The 22,685-nt window shown below is 64.5% G+C and carries 22 protein-coding genes and 1 tRNA gene; 9 read left to right on the top strand and 14 right to left on the bottom strand.

Annotated elements, in window-relative coordinates:
* Positions 1 to 5: 5 nt before the first annotated feature.
* From EHH60_RS24165 to typA, 4 genes are all read left to right on the top strand, one after another.
* The gene (locus EHH60_RS24165) at positions 6 to 722 is read left to right on the top strand and encodes a prolipoprotein diacylglyceryl transferase (RefSeq protein WP_124161927.1); all 717 of its coding nucleotides are present in this window, start codon (positions 6 to 8) and stop codon (positions 720 to 722) included.
* Positions 703 to 2,133, top strand: coding sequence for a radical SAM protein (locus EHH60_RS24170; RefSeq protein WP_124161928.1), 1,431 nt, complete (start codon positions 703 to 705; stop codon positions 2,131 to 2,133). Before EHH60_RS24165 ends, EHH60_RS24170 begins: the two co-directional genes overlap by 20 nt.
* A complete protein-coding gene (locus EHH60_RS24175) occupies positions 2,130 to 2,414 on the top strand; it encodes a hypothetical protein (RefSeq protein WP_124161929.1) in 285 nt (94 codons plus the stop codon). The genes EHH60_RS24170 and EHH60_RS24175 overlap by 4 nt, the downstream gene beginning before the upstream one ends.
* A 239-nt stretch (positions 2,415 to 2,653) precedes the next feature.
* Entirely contained in the window at positions 2,654 to 4,480 is a 1,827-nt protein-coding gene (typA, locus tag EHH60_RS24180) for a translational GTPase TypA (protein WP_124161930.1), read from the top strand.
* 3 nt (positions 4,481 to 4,483) lie between these two features.
* Here typA and EHH60_RS24185 read toward each other — a convergent pair whose 3' ends face one another.
* Positions 4,484 to 6,451: a hypothetical protein gene (locus EHH60_RS24185; protein ID WP_124161931.1), complete on the bottom strand. Its 1,968-nt coding sequence runs from the start codon at positions 6,449 to 6,451 to the stop codon at positions 4,484 to 4,486.
* A gap of 108 nt (positions 6,452 to 6,559) precedes the next feature.
* Between EHH60_RS24185 and EHH60_RS24190 the strand changes: the two genes are divergently transcribed.
* Positions 6,560 to 7,807, top strand: coding sequence for a flavin monoamine oxidase family protein (locus EHH60_RS24190; protein ID WP_124161932.1), 1,248 nt, complete (start codon positions 6,560 to 6,562; stop codon positions 7,805 to 7,807).
* 92 nt (positions 7,808 to 7,899) lie between these two features.
* Here the strand turns inward: EHH60_RS24190 and EHH60_RS24195 are convergent, their stop codons facing one another.
* Positions 7,900 to 8,307, bottom strand: a complete 408-nt coding sequence (locus EHH60_RS24195) for a thiol-disulfide oxidoreductase DCC family protein (RefSeq protein WP_124161933.1) — start codon at positions 8,305 to 8,307, stop codon at positions 7,900 to 7,902.
* Positions 8,307 to 9,218 carry an alpha/beta hydrolase family protein gene (locus EHH60_RS24200; RefSeq protein WP_124161934.1) on the bottom strand — a complete coding sequence of 304 codons (912 nt, stop codon included), beginning with the start codon at positions 9,216 to 9,218 and terminating at the stop codon, positions 8,307 to 8,309. Before EHH60_RS24200 ends, EHH60_RS24195 begins: the two co-directional genes overlap by 1 nt.
* Before the next feature lie 267 nt (positions 9,219 to 9,485).
* Between EHH60_RS24200 and EHH60_RS24205 the strand changes: the two genes are divergently transcribed.
* Both EHH60_RS24205 and ppa read left to right on the top strand, forming a co-directional pair.
* Positions 9,486 to 9,995 carry a GNAT family N-acetyltransferase gene (locus EHH60_RS24205; protein ID WP_024338772.1) on the top strand — a complete coding sequence of 170 codons (510 nt, stop codon included), beginning with the start codon at positions 9,486 to 9,488 and terminating at the stop codon, positions 9,993 to 9,995.
* A gap of 178 nt (positions 9,996 to 10,173) precedes the next feature.
* Positions 10,174 to 10,710: an inorganic diphosphatase gene (ppa, locus tag EHH60_RS24210; RefSeq protein WP_124161935.1), complete on the top strand. Its 537-nt coding sequence runs from the start codon at positions 10,174 to 10,176 to the stop codon at positions 10,708 to 10,710.
* A 114-nt stretch (positions 10,711 to 10,824) separates the two neighbouring features.
* Here ppa and folD read toward each other — a convergent pair whose 3' ends face one another.
* Genes folD through EHH60_RS24225 form a run of 3 tightly spaced genes read right to left on the bottom strand, consistent with a single transcriptional unit; the run spans position 10,825 to position 12,369 of the window.
* Positions 10,825 to 11,709 (bottom strand): bifunctional methylenetetrahydrofolate dehydrogenase/methenyltetrahydrofolate cyclohydrolase FolD, encoded by an 885-nt coding sequence (gene folD, locus EHH60_RS24215; RefSeq protein ID WP_124161936.1) that lies wholly within the window; start codon positions 11,707 to 11,709, stop codon positions 10,825 to 10,827.
* A 9-nt stretch (positions 11,710 to 11,718) separates the two neighbouring features.
* Positions 11,719 to 12,063, bottom strand: a complete 345-nt coding sequence (locus EHH60_RS24220; RefSeq protein WP_124161937.1) for a DUF167 domain-containing protein — start codon at positions 12,061 to 12,063, stop codon at positions 11,719 to 11,721.
* Positions 12,064 to 12,078: 15 nt separating this feature from the next.
* Positions 12,079 to 12,369 carry a YggT family protein gene (locus tag EHH60_RS24225; protein ID WP_018645113.1) on the bottom strand — a complete coding sequence of 97 codons (291 nt, stop codon included), beginning with the start codon at positions 12,367 to 12,369 and terminating at the stop codon, positions 12,079 to 12,081.
* Between the two features lie 206 nt (positions 12,370 to 12,575).
* Between EHH60_RS24225 and EHH60_RS24230 the strand changes: the two genes are divergently transcribed.
* Positions 12,576 to 12,651 (top strand) — tRNA-Ala (locus EHH60_RS24230).
* 103 nt (positions 12,652 to 12,754) lie between these two features.
* On the opposite strand, the gene EHH60_RS24235 is transcribed toward EHH60_RS24230, so the two are convergent.
* The 7 genes from EHH60_RS24235 to EHH60_RS24270 form a co-directional block, all read right to left on the bottom strand.
* Positions 12,755 to 13,567, bottom strand: a complete 813-nt coding sequence (locus EHH60_RS24235; RefSeq protein ID WP_124161938.1) for an enoyl-CoA hydratase — start codon at positions 13,565 to 13,567, stop codon at positions 12,755 to 12,757.
* Between the two features lie 98 nt (positions 13,568 to 13,665).
* Positions 13,666 to 14,460 carry a glutamine amidotransferase gene (locus EHH60_RS24240; protein ID WP_124161939.1) on the bottom strand — a complete coding sequence of 265 codons (795 nt, stop codon included), beginning with the start codon at positions 14,458 to 14,460 and terminating at the stop codon, positions 13,666 to 13,668.
* Positions 14,461 to 14,590: 130 nt separating this feature from the next.
* Positions 14,591 to 15,370 (bottom strand): SDR family NAD(P)-dependent oxidoreductase, encoded by a 780-nt coding sequence (locus EHH60_RS24245; RefSeq protein WP_124161940.1) that lies wholly within the window; start codon positions 15,368 to 15,370, stop codon positions 14,591 to 14,593.
* A 222-nt stretch (positions 15,371 to 15,592) separates the two neighbouring features.
* Positions 15,593 to 16,081, bottom strand: coding sequence for a tellurite resistance TerB family protein (locus EHH60_RS24255; RefSeq protein WP_124161941.1), 489 nt, complete (start codon positions 16,079 to 16,081; stop codon positions 15,593 to 15,595).
* Between the two features lie 180 nt (positions 16,082 to 16,261).
* A complete protein-coding gene (locus EHH60_RS24260; protein WP_124161942.1) occupies positions 16,262 to 17,671 on the bottom strand; it encodes an adenylate/guanylate cyclase domain-containing protein in 1,410 nt (469 codons plus the stop codon).
* Positions 17,672 to 17,720: 49 nt separating this feature from the next.
* The gene (locus EHH60_RS24265) at positions 17,721 to 19,091 is read right to left on the bottom strand and encodes a cytochrome P450 (protein ID WP_124161943.1); all 1,371 of its coding nucleotides are present in this window, start codon (positions 19,089 to 19,091) and stop codon (positions 17,721 to 17,723) included.
* 35 nt (positions 19,092 to 19,126) lie between these two features.
* Positions 19,127 to 20,500: a hydrolase gene (locus EHH60_RS24270; RefSeq protein WP_124161944.1), complete on the bottom strand. Its 1,374-nt coding sequence runs from the start codon at positions 20,498 to 20,500 to the stop codon at positions 19,127 to 19,129.
* Between the two features lie 138 nt (positions 20,501 to 20,638).
* Here EHH60_RS24270 and EHH60_RS24275 point away from each other — a divergent pair, with 138 nt between their 5' ends.
* The gene (locus EHH60_RS24275) at positions 20,639 to 22,327 is read left to right on the top strand and encodes an MFS transporter (RefSeq protein ID WP_124161945.1); all 1,689 of its coding nucleotides are present in this window, start codon (positions 20,639 to 20,641) and stop codon (positions 22,325 to 22,327) included.
* A 48-nt stretch (positions 22,328 to 22,375) separates the two neighbouring features.
* Here the strand turns inward: EHH60_RS24275 and EHH60_RS24280 are convergent, their stop codons facing one another.
* Positions 22,376 to 22,588 (bottom strand): cysteine rich repeat-containing protein, encoded by a 213-nt coding sequence (locus tag EHH60_RS24280; RefSeq protein ID WP_124161946.1) that lies wholly within the window; start codon positions 22,586 to 22,588, stop codon positions 22,376 to 22,378.
* Between the last annotated feature and the right edge of the window lie 97 nt (positions 22,589 to 22,685).

A 22,685-nucleotide genomic window follows, 5' to 3' on the forward strand; every position in this document is an offset into this window, starting at 1 on the left:
CCCGCATGGGCGGGGCTTTGCTTCACACTCTCTTCGACATCCTGGCGTGGCTGGCGGCCGCGGCGGCCGTCTACTGGCTGTCGCGACAGCGCCTGCAGTTTCCGGCGCAATCCTTCGCGCTGCCCTATATCGCCGCGCTGGTGTTCGGCGCGGGCATCGGCGCCTATCTGTTTGGCTCCGCCAATCTGTGGCTGTCCGGGCAGAGCGGCATCGCGCGCTCGGTCGAGGGCGCGCTGGCCGGCGGCATCGTGGCGATCGAGCTCTACAAATGGTCCGCAGGGATCACCATGCGAACCGGAGCGCGGTTTGCGCTGCCGCTGGCGATCGGCATCGCGATTGGCCGGATCGGCTGCTACTGCGCGGGTCTCGACGATTTCACTTACGGCACGCCGACGGCGCTCCCCTGGGCCCATGATTTCGGCGACGGCATTCCGCGCCATCCCGTGCAGCTGTACGAAAGCGCGGCCATGGCCGTATTCGCGATTGTCTATGTGCTGACCGTCGTGAACCGCAACGCCTTTGCGATCACCAATGGTTTCTACCTGGTTCTCGCCTATTATGGAGCGCAGCGCTTCCTGTGGGAATTCCTCAAGCCCTACGGCACGCTGATCGGTCCTTTCACGCTGTTTCACCTGCTGTCGCTGTCCATCCTGCTCTACGCCGGCGTCATGCTGGCCACCGCGCCCGAAGCGAGACCCATGCATGAACGCGCCGTTGCGTAAGTCGCGTCCCTACATCTTCTGGGGCCAGACCCAATCCCTTTGCGAGACCTGCCTGAAGCTGGTGCCGACCAAGATCGAGATTTGTGGCAACGAGGTCTGGTACGAAAAGCGCTGCAGGGAGCATGGCGTTCAGTCGACGCTGGTGTCGACGGACGCTGCCTATTGGCGGCTGTGCAAGGATTTCATCAAGCCGGGCGACCGGCCGCTGCAATTCCAGCAACGCACGGAATTCGGCTGCCCCTATGATTGCGGCCTCTGTCCCGACCACGAGCAGCATTCCTGCCTGGCGCTGATCGAGATCACCGAGCACTGCAACCTCACCTGCCCGGTCTGCTTCGCCGAATCCTCGCCGGCACGAACGAGATTCACTCCGCTCGCGACTGTGGAGAAGATGCTCGACGCGCTGGTCGCGAGCGAAGGCGAGCCGGATCTCGTGCAGATATCCGGCGGCGAGCCGACGCTGCATCCGGATTTCTTCGAGATCCTGGACGCCGTGCGCGACCGCCCGATTCGCCACGTCATGATCAACACCAACGGCCTGCGCATCGCTCGCGAAAAGGACTTCGTGGCGCGGCTCGCCGAGAACAAGCGCGGGCTGGAGGTTTATCTCCAGTTCGATTCGCTGCAGCGCGACGCGCTGATCAATCTGCGCGGCGCGGATTTGCGAAAGATCCGCCAGCAGGCGCTGGAAAATCTCGAGCACTATGGCATCTCGACCACGCTGGTCGCGACCGTCAAGCGCGGCGTCAATGACGCCGAGATCGGCGACATCGTCCGCCACGCGCTGACCTGGAAATGCGTTCGCGGCGTCACGCTGCAGCCGGTGCAGGATGCCGGCCGCAACGAGAATTTCGACAAGACGACCCACCGCATCATGCTATCGGAGATTCGCAGGCGCGTGGTCGAGACCGGCGTGTTCGGCGACGAGGACATGATCCCGCTGCCCTGCAACCCTGAGAGCATCTCGATCGGCTACGGCCTGCGCAACGGCGAGAAGGTATTGCCGCTGACCTCGCTGCTACAACAGGAGCAGCTCGTCGCAGTGATGCCCAACACCATCAGCCCGGAAAAATACCCGATGCTGCGGGAGAAATTCGTCGATCTGTTCTCACTGTCGTCGGGCCCGCTCAACACGTCCGAGCGCGTCTGCGAGCTCTTGTGCTGCCTGCCGAGCTTCGAGGTGCCGCAGGGCCTCACTTACGAGAACGTCTTCCGCGTCACCATCGTGCAATTCCTCGATCGCTTCAATTTCTGCGTCGGCAACGTCAAGCGCAGCTGCATCCATTTCGTGACGGAGCAGGGAGCGATCATTCCGTTCGACACCTACAATCTGTTCTACCGCAACGGCAAGATCGACGGCATCCGCGCCGCGCTGGCTGTACAGGCGACCGGGGGAGTCATGCAGGCATGAGCATCAGCGACCCACCACCACCCCCGGGACCGCCGTCTCCTCCAACGGAAAAGCGCAGCGGCTGCCTGACCGCGCTGATGGCGGTCGCCGGAATCTTCATGCTGCTGCCGGGGCTCTGCGCGCTCCTGTTCGGCGGAATGTCCGTGGTCGAGGGTGGCCAGATCCCCTCCGACATTGCGTCGCTGGTCTTTTTGGGACTAGTCATCGGCATCGGAGGCGTCGTCTTGATCTGGGCGGCCATCAAGGGGCGAAAGGCCCCACGAGCCCGGAACGGGAGCTAAGCCCCGGGGATTCCCGGACAAAATTCAATCAACCAACGGCCAAAGAACACATTGTTTTTTGGCCGTTTTTGCATATATTGCGCCGCAACGCGCAGGGCGCCCGGTCTGACATGGCCGGGCTTCCTTTTTGGGCGCAGAGCGCCCTGTTTCCAGTCTTCCAGCGTTGTTTCGAGAAGAGGTCCCGGTCTGACCGGCGAGATCGCGCTTAACCCATTGTTCGACCGCAAAGAAGCTCACTCATGAACCTTCGTAACGTCGCCATCATCGCCCACGTCGACCACGGCAAGACGACCCTGGTCGACCGTCTCCTCCAGCAGTCCGGCACGTTCCGCGAGAACCAGAAGGTGACCGAGCGCGCCATGGACTCCAACGATCTGGAGCGCGAGCGCGGCATCACCATCCTGGCCAAGGCGGCCTCGGTGCAATGGAAGGACACCCGGGTCAACATCGTCGATACCCCCGGCCACGCCGATTTCGGCGGCGAGGTCGAGCGCATCCTCAACATGGTGGACGGCGCCCTGGTGCTGGTCGACGCCGCCGAAGGCCCGCTGCCGCAGACGAAGTTCGTGGTCTCCAAGGCGCTCAAGGTCGGCCTGAAGCCGATCGTCGTCATCAACAAGGTCGACCGCCCCGACGCGCGCCCGACCGAAGTCATCAACGAGGTATTCGACCTGTTCGCGGCGCTCGACGCCAGCGAGGAGCAGCTCGACTTCCCGATCCTCTACGGGTCGGCCAAGCAGGGCTGGATGGCGGATAGCCCCGAAGGTCCGCAGGACAAGGGCATGGAGCCGCTGTTCGACCTGATCCTGCGCCACGTCGCGCCGCCGAAGGTCGAAGAGGGTCCGTTCCGGATGATCGGCACCATCCTCGAAGCCAACCCCTATCTCGGCCGCATCATCACCGGCCGCATCTCCTCCGGCACGCTCAAGCCGAACCAGCAGGTCAAGGTGCTGAACGCCGACGGCAAGCTGGTCGAGTCCGGGCGCATCACCAAGATCCTGGCGTTCCGCGGCCTCGAGCGCACGCCGCTCGAGGAAGCCGAAGCCGGCGACATCGTCGCCATCGCAGGCCTCACCAAGGGCACCGTCGCCGACACCTTCTGCGATCCGACCGTGGAGGTGCCGCTACCGGCGCAGCCGATCGATCCGCCGACCGTGTCGATGTCGTTCATCGTCAACAACTCTCCGCTCGCCGGCACCGAAGGCGACAAGGTGACGAGCCGCATGATCCGCGACCGTCTGCTCCGCGAGGCCGAGGGCAACGTCGCGCTGCGCGTGGTCGAATCCGCCGACAAGGACGCGATGGAAGTTTCGGGCCGCGGCGAACTCCAGCTCGCGATCCTGATCGAGACCATGCGCCGCGAAGGCTTCGAGCTCTCGGTGTCGCGCCCGCGCGTGGTGTTCCAGAAGGACGAGGCCACCGGCGCCACCATGGAGCCGATTGAGGAGGTCGTGATCGACGTCGACGAAGAGCATTCCGGCGTCGTCGTGCAGAAGATGAGCGAGCGCAAATCCGAGCTGATCGAGATGAAGCCCTCGGGCGGCAACCGCCAGCGCCTGGTGTTCTACGCGCCGACCCGCGGCCTGATCGGTTATCAGGGCGAACTGCTCACCGACACACGCGGCACCGCGATCATGAACCGCCTGTTCCACGGCTACGCCCCCTACAAGGGCGAGATCCAGGGCCGTCGCAACGGCGTCCTGATCTCGAACGACCAGGGCGAGGCGGTGGCTTACGCCATGTTCAAGCTGGAAGATCGCGGCCCGATGATGATCGAGCCGGGCTGGAAGGTCTACAAGGGCATGATTGTCGGCGAGCACACCCGCGACAACGATCTCGAGATCAACGTGCTCAAGGGCAAGCAGCTCACCAACATCCGCACGACCTCGAAGGACGAAGCGGTGCGGCTGACCCCGCCGATCCGCATGACGCTGGAAAAGGCGCTCGCCTATATCGAGGACGACGAGCTCGTCGAGGTCACCCCGAAGTCGATCCGGCTGCGCAAGAAGCACCTCGACCCGAACGAGCGCAAGCGCGCGGAAAAGGCCAAGGAAGCGGTGGCGTAAGAGTTACCCGGCTTCGCCCGGCGCATCCTCGCCGCGACTGACGAAGTCGATCGTCGGTGTCTTGTCGGAGAGATTGATCGCGTCCCGCAGAGCCGCAAGATGCGGTGCCTTCCAGGTATCGGGTTTCCGGTCGACATTCCAATAGGCGGTGTGGGTGAAGAAGTCTGCACCGCCGGCCAATCTCGTCGAGACCGGGAGGTCGACGATGTGCCGGCCGAAGGTCGGGGCTAACGGTCCGCCGATCGCGTCGCCCCAGAAGATCTGCTCGATCGGAAAGTAGATATTGGTCCAGCGCGTCAACCCGAACAGCGCACCATGGTGGATCTGCCGGATCTTCTTCCTCGGATTGTCGAAGGCCAACAAGCCATCCTGCTGGAGCCGCTTCGGCGGACAGGTCGGAAACTCGCGCTCCTCGACACGACGCCTGAAATCCGCGCGCAATCTCTCGTGTCCATTCTTCTCGGCGGCATCGGGGTCCTTTGCCTCTTCGCACATCAGGAAATAAGCGTGGGATAGTGCGCTTCCGAGCGTGACGAAGTCGGTCACCAGCCAGCTCTTGAAATCCCGCTGTTCGACAGGCCGCCTGACGGTCACGTCAGCGATGTTTGCGATGAACTGCCGTGCCTTGCGGCGAAGCTCCACTTTCTCCTCATGGGTGGCCACTTTCTCGGGCTGCCACGGCGCACCGTCGACGTCCAAAAACTCCTGGCCGAGCAACGTGACCGGCGGCAACTCGTCGCAAATCCTGCTGAAATAGGCTCGCAGCATATCGTAGGCGACGACAGTGCCTAGGCTGTGGGCGACGACGACAATACGGTCGTATCGGCCGCTTTCATGCAGGCGCGCCAGCGTGTCCACGGCCTCCTTCCGGATGGCCCGACGAACGGCGACATTGGCCGGTGAGCCGCGGAAATAACGCGCGGCATCGCCGAGATAGGGCTGGAGGAACGCACCGTTGGCGGCGAGATAGATGCCGATCACACCAAATGCGATCGGGGCGCTCCAAGGCGAATTCAATCCCCAGGGCCAAGCCTTGAGCACCGTTTCGGCCAGCGATCTGTCGTACCAGTGCTGATCGGCCCAGATGAAGGCAAGGGACACGAGCAGCGAGACCGCGAGTGTGCGCCAGAACGCGCGCAATCCCTGCTGTCCCATCACAAGGTACGTCGCCAGCAACGCATCCAAGGTCGGAAGACCAATCAGCGTCAAGATCTCGGCGCCGTCGAGGAATCCGTTTCCGCCGGGGAAAGTACCCTCAAGCCACAGATAGCCGAGGCCGGCGGCGAAACCCGCAACGCAGAAGGCAGCCAGCCACAAGACGAGACGAAGTGCCTGCCATTTGAGTGCGACGTAAAGGCCGAACACAAGGCTGCATAAAATTAGAAGCAAGGGCGCAATCAGGATATTTTGCGCGCTGGTTTCCGAGAACAGCAACACGCCTCTGATTGCCAGCACGGCAAACGAGAGGTTCATCAGGCACAGAAAGATGGACGCGGCCCACCAGAGCCCGTTGAGTCCGGTTCTCATGACCGGCCCCTTGCGGCACAACTCGTAGAGCCAGAGCAGCACGGCGACCGCCTTGGTCTCGCTCATGAGATGAGCCCAGTAGAGCTCGTGAAAATCGACAACGCGCTTGTCCGCCGATCCCGGCACCTCGCTGGTCGTCATCACCGTCAGATCGATGTCGACACCGCTCTTCTCCGGATGCGTCCAGAGTTTGTTGCCTTTGTCGTCGGGATTGCCTTTGTTGCGCCAAACGCCGCGGATGACTCCGCGTACAGTTTCCAGCGCGCGCTGGCTGCCGATACCGTGAACCACCAGAATTGCGGTTCGCTTGTGCTCTACACCCGGGTCGATGCTCAGCATGGGGAAATTCCTCGAAGAATGGATCAAAGAGAATGCGAAATTGAATACAACCTTGGCACGAAAAACAAGTCGGTTCGGATCCGATGCCACATCGGTCTTCTTCACGAATGTCGCGCAACCGGAGACAAGGTGGCATCCGGAATCCGCGTGCGCTGCGGAAGGTTTGCGCCGGCCCGGCTTCAGCACTCTTCGCGAACGTGCTAGAGCCCGCCCATGACCTCCCTCCCCTTCTCCGTCGACGTCGCGATCATCGGCGCCGGTGCCGCCGGCCTCGGCGCGGCACACGCGCTGGCGGGCCGTGGCCTCGCCGTCATCGTGCTGGAGGCGCGTGACAGGCTCGGCGGCCGGGCCTGGACCGTGCAGGCCTCGCCCGAGGTGACGTTCGACGTCGGCTGCGGCTGGCTTCACTCCGCGGACAAGAACTCCTTCGTGCCGATCGCCCGACAGCTCGATTTCGAGGTCAACAAGGACCTGCCGCCCTGGCGCGAGCGCGCCTTCGGAAACGCCTTCCCCCAGACCGAGCGCGACGATTTCATGCGCGCGATGGACGCGTTCTACGAGCGCCTGTGGGAAGCCGCGCAGAAGGGCCAGGACGAACCCGCGAGGCTGAGCCTCGAGGCCGGCAATCGCTGGAATCCGATGATCGACGCGATCTCGACCTACATCAACGGCTGCGAACTCAAGGACATGTCCACGCTGGACTGGGACGCCTATGAGGACACTGGCCTCAACTGGCGCGTCCGCCGTGGCTATGGCGCGCTGGTTGCAGCGTATGGTGCACCCTGCCCGGTGGCGCTGAACTGCAACGCCGCGCTGATCGACCATTCGGGCAAGCGTATCCGCATCGAGACATCGCAGGGCACGCTGACCGCGGACAAGGTGATCGTCACCGTACCGACCAATCTGATCGCCGAGGAAGCGGTCCGCTTCTCGCCGCAGCTCCCGGCCAAGATCGATGCCGCGGCCGGCCTGCCGCTCGGCGTCAACGACAAGGTGACGCTGGCGCTCGACGACGCCGAGGCCTTTCCGAAGGAGGGCAATCTGCGCGGCGCCACCATGCGCACCGAGATGGGCACTTACCACATCCGCCCGTTCGGCCAGCCCTGCATCGAAGGCTTCTTCGGCGGCAGCTTTGCCCGCGCGCTGGAAGACGCCGGCGGCGGTGCCATCGCCGCGCACAGCACCGACGAGATCGCTGGCTTCCTCGGCAACGACATCCGCCGCAAGCTGAAGCCGCTGTACGAGTCGCGCTGGGCGCATGACCCGCTTGCGCGAGGGTCTTACTCGCACGCGCGGCCTGGGCATGCGGGGGATCGCGCCGTGCTGGCTGCGCCGGTGGATGGGCGGCTGTTCTTCGCGGGCGAAGCGACATCGCCGACCTTCTTCACGACGGCACATGGCGCAAGGGACAGTGGCGAGCGGGCGGCGAAGGAAGTGCTGGCGGCTCTGGTTAAGCCGTAGTCACGAACTCCGTCATTGCGAGCGCAGCGAATCAATCCGGACTGCCGCCGCGGAGAGATCCTGCATTGCTTCGCTGCGCTTGCAATGACGGGCTACTCGATCACTCTCGCCCGCAAATCCGCATCAGGCACGAAACAGGCGTCATACTTTCCGAAGATGCGATAGCGATTGCGCGCGACGAGGCTGTAGACGGCGTCCCGCAGCGGCTTCGGCATCGCGAATAGTGCGCGCACCCAACCCCATCCCGGCAAAAGCGACAGCACGGTCAGCGCGGCATCCGACTTCATGAAGACCTCGCCACCATGGATCACCGCGTTGGTGTCGGGATCAGCCGGATCGATGCCGAATGTGCGCGCCAGCCGCGCCCCATATTCCGACTGGATGGCCGTGAAGCGAAACCTCTTTCCGATGTCGCGCTTCGCAACGAACCGGACCCAGCGCGAGCAGAAGATGCAGACGCCGTCGAACAGGATCACGTCGTCGTCGGGCCATATTTCCATCAGCGATTGTCCCGAGGCTTCTTGATGGCCGCTGGCCTATTCTCGTTCAGTGCCCGCGCGAGTTCGCTGCCTGCGGCTTTGACGCCGGCTTCGCTTTCGATCATCCAGTGGCCCTCGCTGCCGACGGCGGGCAGCGAGCGAAACTCGGCCTTGCCGCCACTGCCGCGAAACGCATCAGCGAGTTTCTGCGAAAATGCCGGCGCGAAATAGCTGTCATTGACGGCAACGAGCCATGTGACGGGAATGCGCGCCGCCTTGCCGAACTCCGCCGCCGCGGCAAGCAGCGTATGCGGCGCGCAGACCTGGTTCGGCTCATCGTTGGCATGGCCGCCGCGCCCCGGCGCAAACACTGTGATCGCAGAGATTGCCTTCGGATCGGCATTGGAGAGCGCCAGCGCCCCCCATCCGCCGGCCGAATGGCCGATCACGATCGCGGCATCCTTGCGAACGAAATCCTGTTCTCGCAAATAGCCCAGCGCGAGGGAGATTGCATCGGCCGTGGCGCGGCCCGAGCGTGCATAGTCGGCCTCGTCACAGCCGCCCTGGTCCTCGACATAGCGGCCGCCGGTCGCACCATGGCCGAGCCGTTCCGGCACCAGCACGGCAAATCCACGCGCGACGAGATAGGCGGCGAGCGGGCGGTATTCCGGCGGCGGCATTTGCGCACGACGCAGAGCGTTCTGCGTCGAGGCGTGCGCGATCACCGCGAGCCGGAATGGACCTGGGCCAGGGGGACGAAACAGGAGCGCACGCGCGGCAAGGTCGCCATCCGACGACGGCACCCGCCACGCTTGTCGGCGAAGCGGTTCGCCCTCCTCTTCGGATGGGCCAAACGCGCCTTGTGCGCACAGCGGCGGCGCAGTCAGCAAGACCAGCAGAGGCAGAAGCGCGATGGTGTTGACGAGCCGCATGAGTTGCCGAGGGACGAACGCGAACTGCGACAGCCAGACTAGTAGGAACGAATCATTGTCGGCGGACTTTCTGCGTTGCCATTGCCGTTTCCCGTTCCCGCAGCCTAGTTTTTGCACCGACACATGGCCGGAGGATACCGTTTAGAACGGCGGCTTGTCCTCTTTCGGTACAACATGGCCATAATACTGATGCAGAAAGTCCACAGGTTAACCGATAATTAACGATAGCTCTTGCCGCCGGCGCGGCGACTTGGTTTGATCGTGTCCATGAGCACAACCCTGATCGAGGTCCGGCCGGCCAAAGCTGCAGATGCAACTGCGGTGGCGTCCACTCATGACGAAGCCTGGCGCTCGGCCTATCAGGGCATCATTCCCGGCGCCGAGCTGGAAAAGTTGATCAACCGTCGCGGTCCGCAATGGTGGGACAGCGCGATCCGCAAGGGCAGCCGCGTCAGCGTGCTCGTGTTCGGTGACAAGATCGCGGGCTATGCCAATTACGGCCGCAACCGCGCCCGCAGCCTGCATTTCGACGGCGAGATCTACGAGCTTTACCTGCGCCCGGAATTCCAGGGGCTCGGCTTCGGCCGCCGCCTGTTCGCGGCCGCCCGCCGCGACCTGATGCAGAGCGGGCTGAAGAGCATGGTGGTGTGGGCGCTCTCGGACAACGACCCGGCGACCGAGTTCTACCGGGCCCTGGGCGGCCGCATGGTGGCGCGCTCGTCGGAGCGGTTCGGGCCGAAGGCGCTCGACAAGGTTGCCTTCGCCTGGACCAATTGAGCTGCTGAAACCTGATTCGGCAGCGTTTTCCGTCGGTCGATGCCGTTGCCTTTTGGGCCGGTGATCGCAGGATTCATTATTTCACAAAAACGCGATGGATCAGCGGGCCAAGCCCGCGTATGACAGCGCCAAAATCGCTGCCGGGCGCGATTTCACCTCGGCAACAACGGAGCCTTGAATGCGTATCGATGCGGTCTCGATCGGGAAAAACGTACCACACGACGTCAATGTCATCATCGAGGTCCCCGTGGGCGGCGAACCGATCAAGTACGAGATGGACAAGGAGGCCGGCACACTGGTGGTCGACCGCTTCCTCTACACGCCGATGCGTTACCCCGGTAACTACGGCTTCATCCCGCACACGCTGTCGGATGACGGCGATCCCTGCGACGTGCTGATCATCAACACCCGCGCCATCATTCCCGGCGCCGTCATGAGCGTGCGTCCGGTCGGCGTGCTGTTCATGGAGGACGAAGCCGGCGGCGACGAGAAGATTCTGGCGGTGCCGTCGTCCAAGCTCACGCAGCGCTATGACAAGGTGAAGAGCTATTCCGACTTGCCGGACATTACGCTGCAGCAGATCCAGCACTTCTTCGAGCACTACAAGGATCTCGAGAAGGGCAAATGGGTGAAGATCCTGCGCTGGGGCGGCGCAGAGGAGGCGCACAAGCTGATCCTCGAAGGCATCGAGCGCGAGAAGAAAAAGAAGGGCTAGGTTTCCGTGCCCCGGACGCAGCGCAGCGTGAAACGATGCGCTGCTGAGCCGGGGCCCAGTACAGTGGCGCCATGGGTCCCGGCTCAGCGTCGCGTCCGGGACACGAGAGTTTACCTACACCGCCGGTTTCGGCAGCCCTGCGATCGCACAGGCTGCCCGCAGCGTGTTCACCAGCAGGCACGCCACCGTCATCTGACCGACGCCGCCCGGCACCGGGGTGATCGCGCCGGCAACGGCAAGCGCTTCCTGATAGGCGACGTCACCGACGAGACGGGTCTTGCCGTCTTCCTTCGGGATGCGATTGATGCCGACGTCGATCACGGTCGCGCCCGGCTTCAGCCAGTCGCCACGCACCATCTCGGGCCGACCGACCGCGGCATAGACGAGGTCGGCGCGCCTTACGAGACCTGGCAGATCGCGCGAGCGCGAATGAGCGATCGTGACCGTGGCGTTCTCGTTCAACAGCAGTTGCACCAGCGGGCGGCCGACCAGGTTGGAGCGGCCGATGACGATGGCGTTCATGCCCTCGAGCGAAGCGTGCACGCTTCTAGTCAGGATGATGCAGCCGAGCGGCGTGCAGGGCGACAGCGCCTCGAAGCCGCCGGCGAGCCGGCCGGCATTGTTCGGATGCAAGCCATCGACGTCCTTGGCGGGGTCGATGGCGTTGATGACGGCTTCGGTGTTCAGCCCCTTCGGCAGCGGCAATTGCACCAGAATGCCGTGCACGGCCGGATCGCGGTTGAGCTTTGCGACCAGCGCCAGCAGATCTTGCTGCGAGACGTCGGCCGGCAGCTTGTGCTCGAACGAGGCCATGCCGGCGGCCTGGGTCTGTGTGTGTTTTGAGCGGACATAGACCTCACTGGCGGGGTCGTTGCCGACCAGGACCACAGCAAGGCCGGGGATCAGATTGTGCTCGCGCCTGACACGGGCGACTTCCTCAGCGACCCGGGCGCGCAACTCCGCGGCAATGATTTTTCCATCGATGATCTTGGCCGTCATGTCAGTCCCTCAGTCGTTCGATTTGGCCGACACAAGCTGGCGCAGGGCTTCGCCGAGCCGCGCCGGATCGCCGTCGACCGCGATCTGCTTCAGCCGCGAGGTGGCTCCGGATAGCAGCTTTACACTGCTCTTGGGAATGCCGAGCGATTTCGCCAGGAGCACCAGAACGGCCTTGTTGGCCTCGCCGCCATCGGCAATGGCGCGTACCCGCACCTTGAGCACGCTGCGGCCATCCGAGAGTTGCTCGATGCCGTCGATGTCGTCGCGCCCGCCGCGCGGCGTCACCCGCAACGCGAGGCTGATTCCTGAGGCCGAGTAACGCCAGGGTTCCCTAGAAGCTTCTTTCGCAACCAAGGCGCTCCAGCCTGCTCAGATCACGTTGGGGTAGATGTAGTACAGGATCACCCGCTCGATGAACATGATGATCAGAATCAGGATGATCGGCGAGATGTCGAGGCCGCCGAGACTGGGCAGGAAATTGCGAATCGGCGCCAGCAGCGGCTCGGTGATCCGGTACAGGAACTCCGCCACCGCCGACACGAACTGATTGCGGGTGTTCACCACGTTGAACGCGATGAGCCAGGACAGGATCGCGGAGGCGATCAGCAGCCAGACGTAGAGGTCGAGCACGATGATGACGATGTCGAGAACGGCACGCATGGCTTATGAGGCCTCTGGCTTTTGGAAACTCTGGCTCGGTCGGGATTGACGCCCCGTTTGCTAGATATCGGTTCCGTCAGACCCAAACAAGGGAAGTTCGGGCACCGGAATGGCTAAAACCGGGTTACGCCCGTCCTTGACTTGACCTTGGCGGGGACTTAAATGGCGCCCGGTTGTCGGCCGCATTCACCAGAGCGGCCAGCAAAGGGGCCATAGCTCAGCTGGGAGAGCGCGTCGTTCGCAATGACGAGGTCGGCGGTTCGATCCCGCCTGGCTCCACCACGCTTCGCCCTTCGGGCTACGCGTGGCGCAGCCACGCCGGAGCCTAAAGGGCGAAGCGTGGTGTCCGGCGAGCCCAAAGGGCGAAGACGGACTGTCTCCTCCCCTACCTGCCCGTAAACCTCGGCGGCCGCTTCTCCATGAAGCTCGCCACGCCCTCCCGGAAATCACTCCCGTTCAGCGCCACCATCATCTCCCGGTTGGCTTCGATCGTCGCCTCGGCAAGCGTCTGGAACGGCACCTCATAGAGCTGACGCTTGATCACAGCCATCGCGCTCGGCGAGACGAAATCGGCGAGATCGCGCGCATAGGCAAGAGTCTCCTCGCGCAGCTTGTCGGGCGGAGAGAGCCGGTTGACCAGCCCGATCCGCAGCGCCTCCGCGCTCGACACGCGCCGCGCCGAGAGCAACAGATCCAGCGCATTGGCGTGGCCGACGATTCGCGGCAGCATCCAGCTGATGCCATGCTCGGCGATCAGACCGCGCCGCGCGAACGCCGTCGTGAACACGGTGTTGTCGGCAGCAAAGCGCAGGTCGCAATACAGTGCGTGCACCAGCCCGATGCCGGCCGTGGCGCCGTTGAGCATGGCGATCACAGGCTTCCTGATCGAAGGGTAATAACCGTAGCGCGTTTGCCAATCCGGCCGACGATTCATGTCGAACGGCGGCAGGTTCGAGGCACGCCTGACGTCATCGGGGTCGAGCCCCTTCAGTGCATCCATGTCGGCGCCGGCACAGAAGGCGCGGCCGGCGCCGGTGAGCACGATGACGCGGACATCGTCATCGGCACTTGACGCTTCCATCGCGTGACGCACGTCGCGTTCCATGATCGGCGTCCACGCATTCATGCGGTCGGGGCGGTTGAGCGTGATGGTCGCGATCTTGTCGCTCACTTCATAGAGAATGTGTTCGTAGGCCACGGCGCTCTCCCTTGCTTGCCGGCACGCATTGGTGCGCGCTCGTTTGCAGAGAGCCTAGCATATCGAGGGCAGAGGCAAGGACTTGCGTGAAGGCGCGATCACTCGGCGGCTTGCGCCAGCACCGGCCGGCGCGCCAGCCAGCCATTGATGAAGTGATCGAGCCAGGCGCGTTCGGCGACGTCGTAGACGGCACGATCCGCGAAGTGATGGTGCCGCTGCCGCGCACCGGGCGCGCTGAAACCGTCATAGCCGCGCGTGGTCCAGCGATGCATCATCGCGTAGGTCACGTCGGGGTGAAACTGCACGCCGAAGGCATTGCCGGCGCGGAACGCCTGCACCGGAAAATCATCGCCCTCGGCGAGCAGCTCGGTGCCGACAGGCAGCTCAAATCCCTCACGATGCCAGTGATAGACCTGCGCCGGCCAGTGCGGGCAGAGCGCATGGCCTGCGGCGGTCGGCCTGATCGGGTAGTACCCGATCTGGGTCAGCGCCTCCGCATGCGGCGCGACGCGGGCCCCCAGCTGCATCGCCAGCATCTGCGCACCCAAGCAGATGCCGAGGAACGGCCGCTGCTCGCGGAGCGGAATTTCGATCCAATCGATCTCGCGGCGTATGTAGTCATCGCGATCGTTGGCGCTCATCGGGCCGCCGAAGATCACGGCGCCGGCATGCTGGTCGAGCGTCTCGGGGAGGGGATCGCCGAAGCGGGGACGGCGGATGTCGAGGCGGTGGCCGAGCGCGCGCAGCGCATTGCCGACGCGGCCCGGTGTCGAGCATTCCTGATGCAGGACGATCAGAACCGGCAGCCGGGTTTGGGAGGCGGCGGCGCTTGGCGCCCTCCGTGGGAAGGGCACCACCTCTGCGCCACCAAACCTGTCCGTCCGCAACGACATGGCCTCTGCGAGTGCTATCGGTTCAGACCGCCAGCATAACTAAGCGATGGTTAACATCGTGTGAGTTTGCGCACACACGCCCCGTTCCCGAAGCAAGCTCCGGGCCACTACGGATGCGCCGGGGCGTTCTTCAGCGCCTCTGCCTTTGGAACCGGCTGGTGGCAGCAAGAATGAACCCGCGCGGGAAGAAACGCAGCGCGAACGGCACAATCTTGATGCCGAGACCCGGCAGGACTGCCCGTTTGTTGGCCATCAGGCCGCGATACGCCTCCCGCGCAACTTCGGCGGCAGAGACGTTGAGAACGGCCGTATCATGTTGCGATCCAACGCCGGCGCGGGCCTGGAATTCGGTCGGCACCGGCCCCGGGCAAAGCACGGTGACGCGGACGCCGCGCGGTGCAAGCTCCGCCCGCAACGCTTCGGTCAAGGAGATCACATAGGCCTTGGAAGCGTAGTAGACAGCCATGCCGGGGCCGGGCAGGAAACCGGCGACCGACCCTACATTGAGAAGACCGCCCTTGTTCCTGATGAGCTGATCGGCAAAGCGCAGCGACAGATCCGTCAGGGCACGGACGTTGACATCGATGATGCCGAGCTGCTCGACGCGATCACGCTCGATCGCGTCGCCAAACACGCCGAAGCCGGCATTGTTGACGAGATTGTCGAGCTCGACGCCTGCGGCGACAAGTGCCGCCGCGATCGTCTCGCCGGCATCCGCCTTCTCGAGATCGCAGGCGATCACGATCGGCTTCTTGCCGCCCTTGGCAGCGACCTCGCTCGCGAGCGCTTCGAGCCGATCCGCCCGTCTCGCGGTCAACGCGAGGCGGTGTCCATTGGCGGCAAACACACGCGCCAGCTCCATCCCGATGCCCGCCGAAGCACCAGTAATCAACGTCACCCGCTCAGCCACGATGGAAGTCTCTTGAATCCAAGCTTTTTCGCCCCGCAATGGCGGAACGAGAGCATAGGCCGTGCGCAACAGGCAAGCGGCACCGGCAGCATGGCCGCTTGATCGGAACGACGGACAGTGGTGAAAAACCGTTGATTTGCAGGCGTATTCGGCGCCGGCGACGAAGATATTAAACTTTCGTCATGTGTCCGTGCAGGCCGCGATTCGCCGAGGCCGACGCCGTCAGCCGCCGACGGCGCTATCCTTGACCTGACCACCGGCACGCTCCGCGACCGCGTGCTTCAGCTCGATCCGGTCGCGCTGGGAAATCCCGAGCAGGTCGGACGCACGCCAGACGACATTGTCCTCGAACTCGCTGACCTGGCCGTCGGCATAGACCAGCTCCCACATCATCCGGACGATGCGCTTGCGGCCCTCTTCGTCGAGTGAGCGCATGATGACGCTGGTGAAGTGATAAAGGTCCACCGCCTCGCCCTCGACCTGGGTGGCGTCCGCGATCAGACGATCCGCAGTGCCGCGATCGAGCCCGAAATGGCTTTCGATCAGGCTGTGCAGCTTGCGCCGCTCGGCCGCGCTCGGCTCGCCGTCCAGCGAGACCACATGGACCAGCAGTGCAGTGGCCGCCAGCCGATAATCGCTGTCGCCGAATGCGCGGTCCGAGGCTTGAGGACCGACAATGTCGGCGATGAATTGACGTAAGCCGTCGAGCATAAGGTCCTACCGAGATCGATGACGGCCGCGAGGAGCGCGGCCGTGACCAGCATTATATGAGCGGGAATCTCAACCGGCGCAACGGCGTCAGTTCCGCACGCTGCATTACGTTTCGGCAATCTGTTCACCGCCATTCCGGGGCGATGCGCCGGGATCGAACCCGGAATGACGAATGATGCCTCACGGGATCTCGTAGACCACCATCTTGTCGGCGATGCCACGGAGCGCGGCCTGTTTCTGGATCGGCTTGATCTCGCGCCGCTGGAGGAGTTCGGCCACCGCCGGCGCGTCCGCCACCGGCCCGGTGATGTGGATCTCCTGCGCGGTCGACAGGCTTTGCACGCGGGCGGCGATGTTGACGGTCTGGCCGAAATAATCCTGCCGCTCGTTGAGCATGACCGCGAGGCAGGGACCTTCATGGATACCGATCTTGAGAATGAGGTCGTTGGCGCCGCGCTGCTTGTTCAATTCCTCCATCGCCGCGCGCATGTGCAGTCCCGCGACGATGGCGTGCTCGGGCCTGACGAAGGTCGCCATCACGGCATCGCCGATCGTCTTCACGACCGCACCCTTCTCGGCGGCGATGATCTCCAGCAGGGCACGAAAGTGCGCCCGCACGAGATCGAAGGCATTGAGATCGCCGACCCGCTCATACAGCGCGGTCGAGCCCTTCAGGTCGGTGAACAGGAACGTCAGGGACGTGATCTTCAGCCGCTGGTCGACATTGAGGTTGTCGGCCTTGAAAACGTCACGGAACGTCTGGTTGGACAGCATGCGCTTGGCGGTCAGGATCGGCTTGCGCTTGCCGATCATCTCATGCAGCGCGTCGGCGGCAATCCAGACCGAAGGCAACACGCGATTGCCCGATTGGTTCTCGAGCGTGAGACGCAACGGTCCAGGGCGCATCACGGTCGTCCCCGTCGGCGCCTCCAGCTTGTTGAACATGATCGAAAGCTGCTGACGCTCGCTGGTCGGCTCGCCCTGAACGTCCAGGAAATGGGCGGAATGGGTGACCGGCTCGAACACGATGATGAACTGGCTGGGCAGATTGAGCGAGAGGATCGCCTTCTCGCCAGCGGGCAATTCGAGCGCTTCGAGCGTCACTTCGTTGATCAGGCGGGAAAAGGATTCGTCGTTGATGTCGACGCCCGAGCTCCAGAACATCTGCCGCACATACTCCCAGATCGGCAACGTCTCGGGATCATGGGCACCGATGCGGCGGACCCGGGGGCTGACGGTGAAGGCCACCTCGACCATCTCGTCGACGGAGGCCTCGTATCCGGCGGCGCAGAGCGCACAATTGTAGTCGTCGTGCTTCAACGACTTCAACGTGGCATGCGCGCCCAACACGCCTCCGCAGCCGGGACACAGCACGTTCCAGCTCATGTCGAACAGGCCGAGCCGCGAGGCGTGCAGGAATCCGGAAATGACCTTCTCCTGGTCGAGCCCGGTACGGTTGGCAAAATCCAGCGCATTGATCCGGTTGAGGTCACGGTCGTGACCGTTGGCGATCAGTTGCGCCAGGGCCTCCACGACATCGGGATCGGCGGTCTGTTTCAGAACGGAAAACTGGGCCTGGACGTCGCTCATGGCGGTCTCTATCTAGGGTGGATCACGCCATCGGCCAGACGAGCGCCTGTCACCGACGCGTGATGCGGAACATGGGTGAATGGTCCGGCTGGGTCGTGACGACACCGAGCGGGATCACGGGATTGGCCAGGTCGGCAAGCTCGACACGGAATGCGCCGATCAGCCGGGCCAGGGCCAGCACGGATTCGGCCTGGGCAAACGGCGCACCGATGCAGACGCGCGGACCTGCGCCGAACGGCAGGTAAGCAAACCGGTCCGGCGCCTCTTTCGACATGAACCGTTTTGGAATGAACGCGTTCGGCTGATCCCACAGCTTCTCGTGCCGGTGCAGCAGCCAGGGCGCGATCATGATGATGTCGCCCTTCCCGATCTCGACGCCCGCCGCGTTGTCCTTGTCGCGCGCAGCACGCGCGACCAGGAACGCCGGCGGATAGAGCCGCATGGTCTCATCGATCACGGCGCGGGTGAATTTCTGGCGATCGATATCGGCCATGCTGTCGAGATGCTCGCCGCTTGTCTCGGACGCCACCTCCTCCTGCGCATCGGGATCGAGCGCCAGCAGATAGAGCGCCCAGAACAGCGCGGTTGCCGTGGTCTCGTGGCCCGCGAGGATCATGGTTGCGACCTCGTCGACGAGCTGCTCGTCGGAAAAGCCCTTGCCGGTCTCGGGATCGCGCGCCTCGTCCATGAGATCGAACAAGTCGCGCGGCGGCGCACCTTCCTTCTTGCCCATCGCGCGCCGCTCGGCGATCAGCATCGCGACGAACGCGGTCCAGCGCTTGCGGAAACGGGCGCGGGCGAAATCCATCGGGCTCGGCCATGACACAGGCAGCAGCATGTCGAGGAAGTAAGGCCGTCCCAGCCGCGCGGCATATTCCATGATGAAGTTGCGCAAGGTCGCGCCGTGGCGATCCATGCCGAACGAGAACATCGTGCGCCCGGCGATCTCGAGCGTCATGCGCTGCATGATCTCGCGCAGGTCGATCCCTTCACCGGTGCGGCTATCCAGCTTGGCGATGGTCTCGTCGAGCACCGCCGTCATGTGCGGGACCAGATTGGCCGTGGCGCGCGGCGTGAAGGCCGGCGCCAGGGTGCGGCGCTGAAATGTCCAGGAATGACCTTCCGCGATCAGGAGACCATCGCCGAGCACGGGGCGCAGCATGCGGATGCCGGCCGGCGTGCGCGTATAGTTCTCGTAATTGCTGAGCAGGACGTGCCGGATCGCGTCCGGCTGGTTCAGGATGAAACTGTTGCGGAAAAAGAAACGGCCCGGGATGACCTCTTCCTCATAGGCGCGCTGCCCCCAGGTCGCGATCATATTTTGCCTGACAACCGCGAGACGGCCGAAGAATGACATGTCGTCGGGCGCACGCGGAGGAGCCGGAGGGATGATGGGCCGACGCACACTGGCGATATTCATGGCTCCCTCCCGAGAGATGTGGCGCAGGCAAATAGCTAATAAGTCAGCTCGGCGATCGCAATCCTGTTCTCGGCGGCAGGCCAGGCGCGTGCCACGATCCGTTCTTCGCCAAATTGGGCCACGATGTTACGCCCGACCTCGCCGGGGGGAAGCCGCAGGGTTGCTGTCGCATCCGTGGGCACGCCCGGCTTGACGTCGGCCGGCTCCTTGCCGTCGAACAGCACCACGTCCCGCGGCAGGCCGAAATAGCCCCGCGGCCGCGACATGATCACGACGGCGCCGGCGTCCTTGTCGGCCGGTCCGAGCGGGCGCGCAGGCCGCAGATGCACCAGGTCGGACGAGCGTGGGAAGGGCGAGCGATAGATGTGCGTCGTCGGCGCATCCGGCGAGGTCAGGACGAATTCGAGCGACCAGGCGGGATCGACCTGCGCCGGCCCCCAGCGGCCGTCGGCAGCGGTCTTTGCGCTGTGCAGCGCACCACCCTTGCGCTCCCCGGTATCAGGATCGACGCGGAAGACATCGACGGTTGCGCCCGCGACCGGACGGTTGGTCGGCACGCCGCCAGGCGTGGCCGTAACCAGGCCGCTCAGTTTCACGTTGGTCTCCGGCACGATCGCGATGCGCATGGGCTCGCGCCCGGCGATGAACTTGTAGATCTCGCGGAACGCGCGCGGGTGAAACGCCACCTCGCGATGGTCGAGCGCGCCGAGCACGAGATTGGTGGCGCCCTTCAGCTCAGGCCCCTCGGCGGTGACATTGGTCGGCGTGCCGGGCTTGCCGATGAAGCGGCCGTCGGCTTGCGCATATTTGTCCATGCCGTCGCTGCGCAGGGTGAGGAAGGCCACACCGGGCGTCACCTCGCTCTCACCCTCGTTCAAGCCGCGCAGGAATGTGCCGCGGCCGTTGAATTCGTTGTTCGGCTGGTCGTCGGTCGCGAACACGCCGTGATTGGGCGTGCCACACAGCACGGCGTGGCTGACATCGCCCGCACCGCCGTTCCTGATGACCTTGCGGATCGCATAGCCGCCGCGCGAGTTGCCGACCAGGGCCACGCGCGCCGCCCCGGTCCGGCGCTTCAATTCAGTGATGGCGGCGGCGAGCTCGCGGCGCTGGTCCTCGGTCGAGGAGCGGTTCGCCTGTTCCACCTTGTCGTCGCTGCGCGCCAGGGGATCGGTGAAATTGATCGCCATCATGCGCTCGCGGGCGATGCCGTTGGATTCCATCCGCCACAGGGTCGTCATCCAGAGCGCATCGTAGTCGCCGTTGCCATGAATGAACAGGACCGGCGGCACCTCGGTGCTCGGCGTTGCGGCAGGCGCGGTCTGGGCGATCGCCCCGGCCCGCATGCTCGCAACCGCGAAAGGCAAGCTGCCAACGCCCTGCAGGATCGTCCGTCGCGACAGCTTCATCTGTTACTCCCCGGCAGGACCTGCCTCTTTGCACCGCTTATAACGGCGTAACCACTGGACAGCGAAGGACTTTCGCGGGCATCACTGAATTTGCCGGAATCGCCAGGACCACTTCTACCGGCCCATATGGAAGGGGATATGACCGAGCAGCCTAACCGCCAGAGAATGGCCGCCGACGGCATCACCGCGCCCCTGCGGTACACATTGTTCCGGCGCATCTGGCTCGCCAGCCTGCTCTCCAATCTCGGCCTCCTGATCCAGGGCGTCGGCGCAGCCTGGGCGATGACGCAGATGGCGGCGTCGGCCGACCAGGTGGCGCTGGTGCAGACCGCCTTGATGCTGCCGATCATGCTGATCTCGATGCCGGCCGGCGCCATCGCCGACATGTATGACCGCCGCATCGTCACCCTGGTCTCACTCTCGATCGCGCTGATCGGCGCGACGGCGCTCACCGTTCTGGCCGGCCTCAACCTGATCACCCCCGAATTGCTGCTCGTCTTCTGCTTCGTCGTCGGCAGCGGCAACGCGCTGTTCGGTCCGGCCTGGCAATCCTCGGTCAGCGAACAAGTGCCGCCCGATGCTCTACCTTCCGCCGTCGCGCTGAACGGCATCAGCTACAACATCGCCCGCAGCTTCGGCCCTGCGGTCGGCGGCGTCATCGTCGCTGCGCTCGGCGCCGTCGCCGCGTTCGCCTGCAATGCGATCCTCTATCTGCCGCTGCTGGTGGTGCTGCTGCTCTGGCGCCGCAGCACCGAGCCCTCGCGCCTGCCGCGAGAAAAGCTCAACCGCGCCATGGTCTCGGGCGTTCGCTACATCACCAATTCGCCGCCGATCAAGATCGTGCTGTTGCGCACGCTGGTGATGGGTCTGATCGGGGGCGCCGTGATGGCGCTGATGCCGCTGGTCGCACGCGACCTCCTGCATGGCGGCGCGCAGACTTACGGCATCATGCTGGGCGCCTTCGGCATGGGCGCGGTGATCGGCGCGCTCAATATCCACGAATTGCGCAAGCGCATGAGCGGCGAGGCCGCGATCCGCGCCTGCACCATCTCGATGGCCTTCGCGATGGCGGCCCTCGCGGTGAGCACCGAGCCGGTGTTGACGGCGGCCGCGCTGGTGCTGGCCGGCGCGGTCTGGATGGCTGCGATCGCGCTGTTCAACATCGGCGTGCAGCTGTCGGCGCCGCGCTGGGTCGCGGGCCGCTCGCTCGCGGCGTTCCAGGCCTCGATCTCCGGCGGGATCGCGATCGGCGCCTGGGGCTGGGGCCATCTCACCGACTATGCGGGCGTCGAGGTCGCGCTGCTGACGGCGGCCAGCCTGATGCTGATCTCGCCGCTGCTCGGCATCTGGCTCGCGATGCCGCGCGTCGGCGCCCGTAACGAGGACGCCGATGTGCTGGCCGATCCCGAGGTGAAGCTGTCACTCACCGGGCGCAGTGGGCCGCTCGTGGTCGAGATCGAATACCGGGTCTCACAAGAAAACGCGCGCGCGTTCCACAACGTGATGCAGGACGTGCAGCTCTCGCGCCAGCGCAACGGCGCCTATGGCTGGTCGATCGCGCGCGACATTGCCGATCCCGAGCTGTGGACCGAGCGCTACCATTGTCCCACCTGGTTCGATTACCTGCGCCAGCGCAACCGCTCGACCCAGTCCGAACGCGCACTGCATCAGCAGGCGATCGACTTCCACGTCGGCCCCGAGCCGGTGCGGATCCGCCGCATGCTCGAGCGTCCGTTCGGTTCGGTGCGCTGGAAGGACGAGACGCCGGACCGCGCCGATGGCGAGGTGCTGCCGGTGGTTGCGACCGCCGCGGGCAGCAGTACGTAGGGACTGTCGTTCCGGGCTCGCGCCTGACGGCGCGCCCCGGAATGACGATCACTGCCCATGTTCCGTCAGCACCTTGTCGCAGGCCTTGCTGAGGCGGGCGCGGTGCTGCTTCAGGCAAGCGAGCACGGCGCCATCGCCATTGTTCATGACGGCACGGCAGAAGCGCGTGACGTCCCGCGCGCAAGCGTCTTGGCCCGGCTGCTGCGCCGACGCGCCGGATACGAACATGAGCAAAGGGATCATGAAAAGAAACCTGGTCATCGCGTAATGCCTCTTACCCGGAAAGATATGCGGGCGAAGCTAGTGCGACCATCCCGGGGCTGCAACGGCTTTGTGGCCGGGCGGAACGAGCGCCGCC

This window comes from Bradyrhizobium sp. RP6, from assembly GCF_003837805.1.
Taxonomy (GTDB): domain Bacteria; phylum Pseudomonadota; class Alphaproteobacteria; order Rhizobiales; family Xanthobacteraceae; genus Bradyrhizobium.

Excerpts from the sequence above, each read along its gene's own strand:
- EHH60_RS24275 (WP_124161945.1), top strand. The coding sequence starts at position 20,639 with ATGACCGAGCAGCCTAACCGCCAGAGAATGGCCGCCGACGGCATCACC.
- ppa (WP_124161935.1), top strand. The coding sequence starts at position 10,174 with ATGCGTATCGATGCGGTCTCGATCGGGAAAAACGTACCACACGACGTC.
- folD (WP_124161936.1), bottom strand. The coding sequence starts at position 11,709 with ATGACGGCCAAGATCATCGATGGAAAAATCATTGCCGCGGAGTTGCGC.
- EHH60_RS24205 (WP_024338772.1), top strand. The coding sequence starts at position 9,486 with ATGAGCACAACCCTGATCGAGGTCCGGCCGGCCAAAGCTGCAGATGCA.
- EHH60_RS24165 (WP_124161927.1), top strand. The coding sequence starts at position 6 with ATGGGCGGGGCTTTGCTTCACACTCTCTTCGACATCCTGGCGTGGCTG.
- EHH60_RS24195 (WP_124161933.1), bottom strand. The coding sequence starts at position 8,307 with ATGGAAATATGGCCCGACGACGACGTGATCCTGTTCGACGGCGTCTGC.
- typA (WP_124161930.1), top strand. The coding sequence starts at position 2,654 with ATGAACCTTCGTAACGTCGCCATCATCGCCCACGTCGACCACGGCAAG.
- EHH60_RS24200 (WP_124161934.1), bottom strand. The coding sequence starts at position 9,218 with ATGCGGCTCGTCAACACCATCGCGCTTCTGCCTCTGCTGGTCTTGCTG.
- EHH60_RS24280 (WP_124161946.1), bottom strand. The coding sequence starts at position 22,588 with ATGACCAGGTTTCTTTTCATGATCCCTTTGCTCATGTTCGTATCCGGC.
- EHH60_RS24260 (WP_124161942.1), bottom strand. The coding sequence starts at position 17,671 with ATGAGCGACGTCCAGGCCCAGTTTTCCGTTCTGAAACAGACCGCCGAT.
- EHH60_RS24240 (WP_124161939.1), bottom strand. The coding sequence starts at position 14,460 with ATGTCGTTGCGGACGGACAGGTTTGGTGGCGCAGAGGTGGTGCCCTTC.
- EHH60_RS24265 (WP_124161943.1), bottom strand. The coding sequence starts at position 19,091 with ATGAATATCGCCAGTGTGCGTCGGCCCATCATCCCTCCGGCTCCTCCG.
- EHH60_RS24190 (WP_124161932.1), top strand. The coding sequence starts at position 6,560 with ATGACCTCCCTCCCCTTCTCCGTCGACGTCGCGATCATCGGCGCCGGT.
- EHH60_RS24175 (WP_124161929.1), top strand. The coding sequence starts at position 2,130 with ATGAGCATCAGCGACCCACCACCACCCCCGGGACCGCCGTCTCCTCCA.
- EHH60_RS24270 (WP_124161944.1), bottom strand. The coding sequence starts at position 20,500 with ATGAAGCTGTCGCGACGGACGATCCTGCAGGGCGTTGGCAGCTTGCCT.
- EHH60_RS24170 (WP_124161928.1), top strand. The coding sequence starts at position 703 with ATGAACGCGCCGTTGCGTAAGTCGCGTCCCTACATCTTCTGGGGCCAG.
- EHH60_RS24255 (WP_124161941.1), bottom strand. The coding sequence starts at position 16,081 with ATGCTCGACGGCTTACGTCAATTCATCGCCGACATTGTCGGTCCTCAA.
- EHH60_RS24225 (WP_018645113.1), bottom strand. The coding sequence starts at position 12,369 with ATGCGTGCCGTTCTCGACATCGTCATCATCGTGCTCGACCTCTACGTC.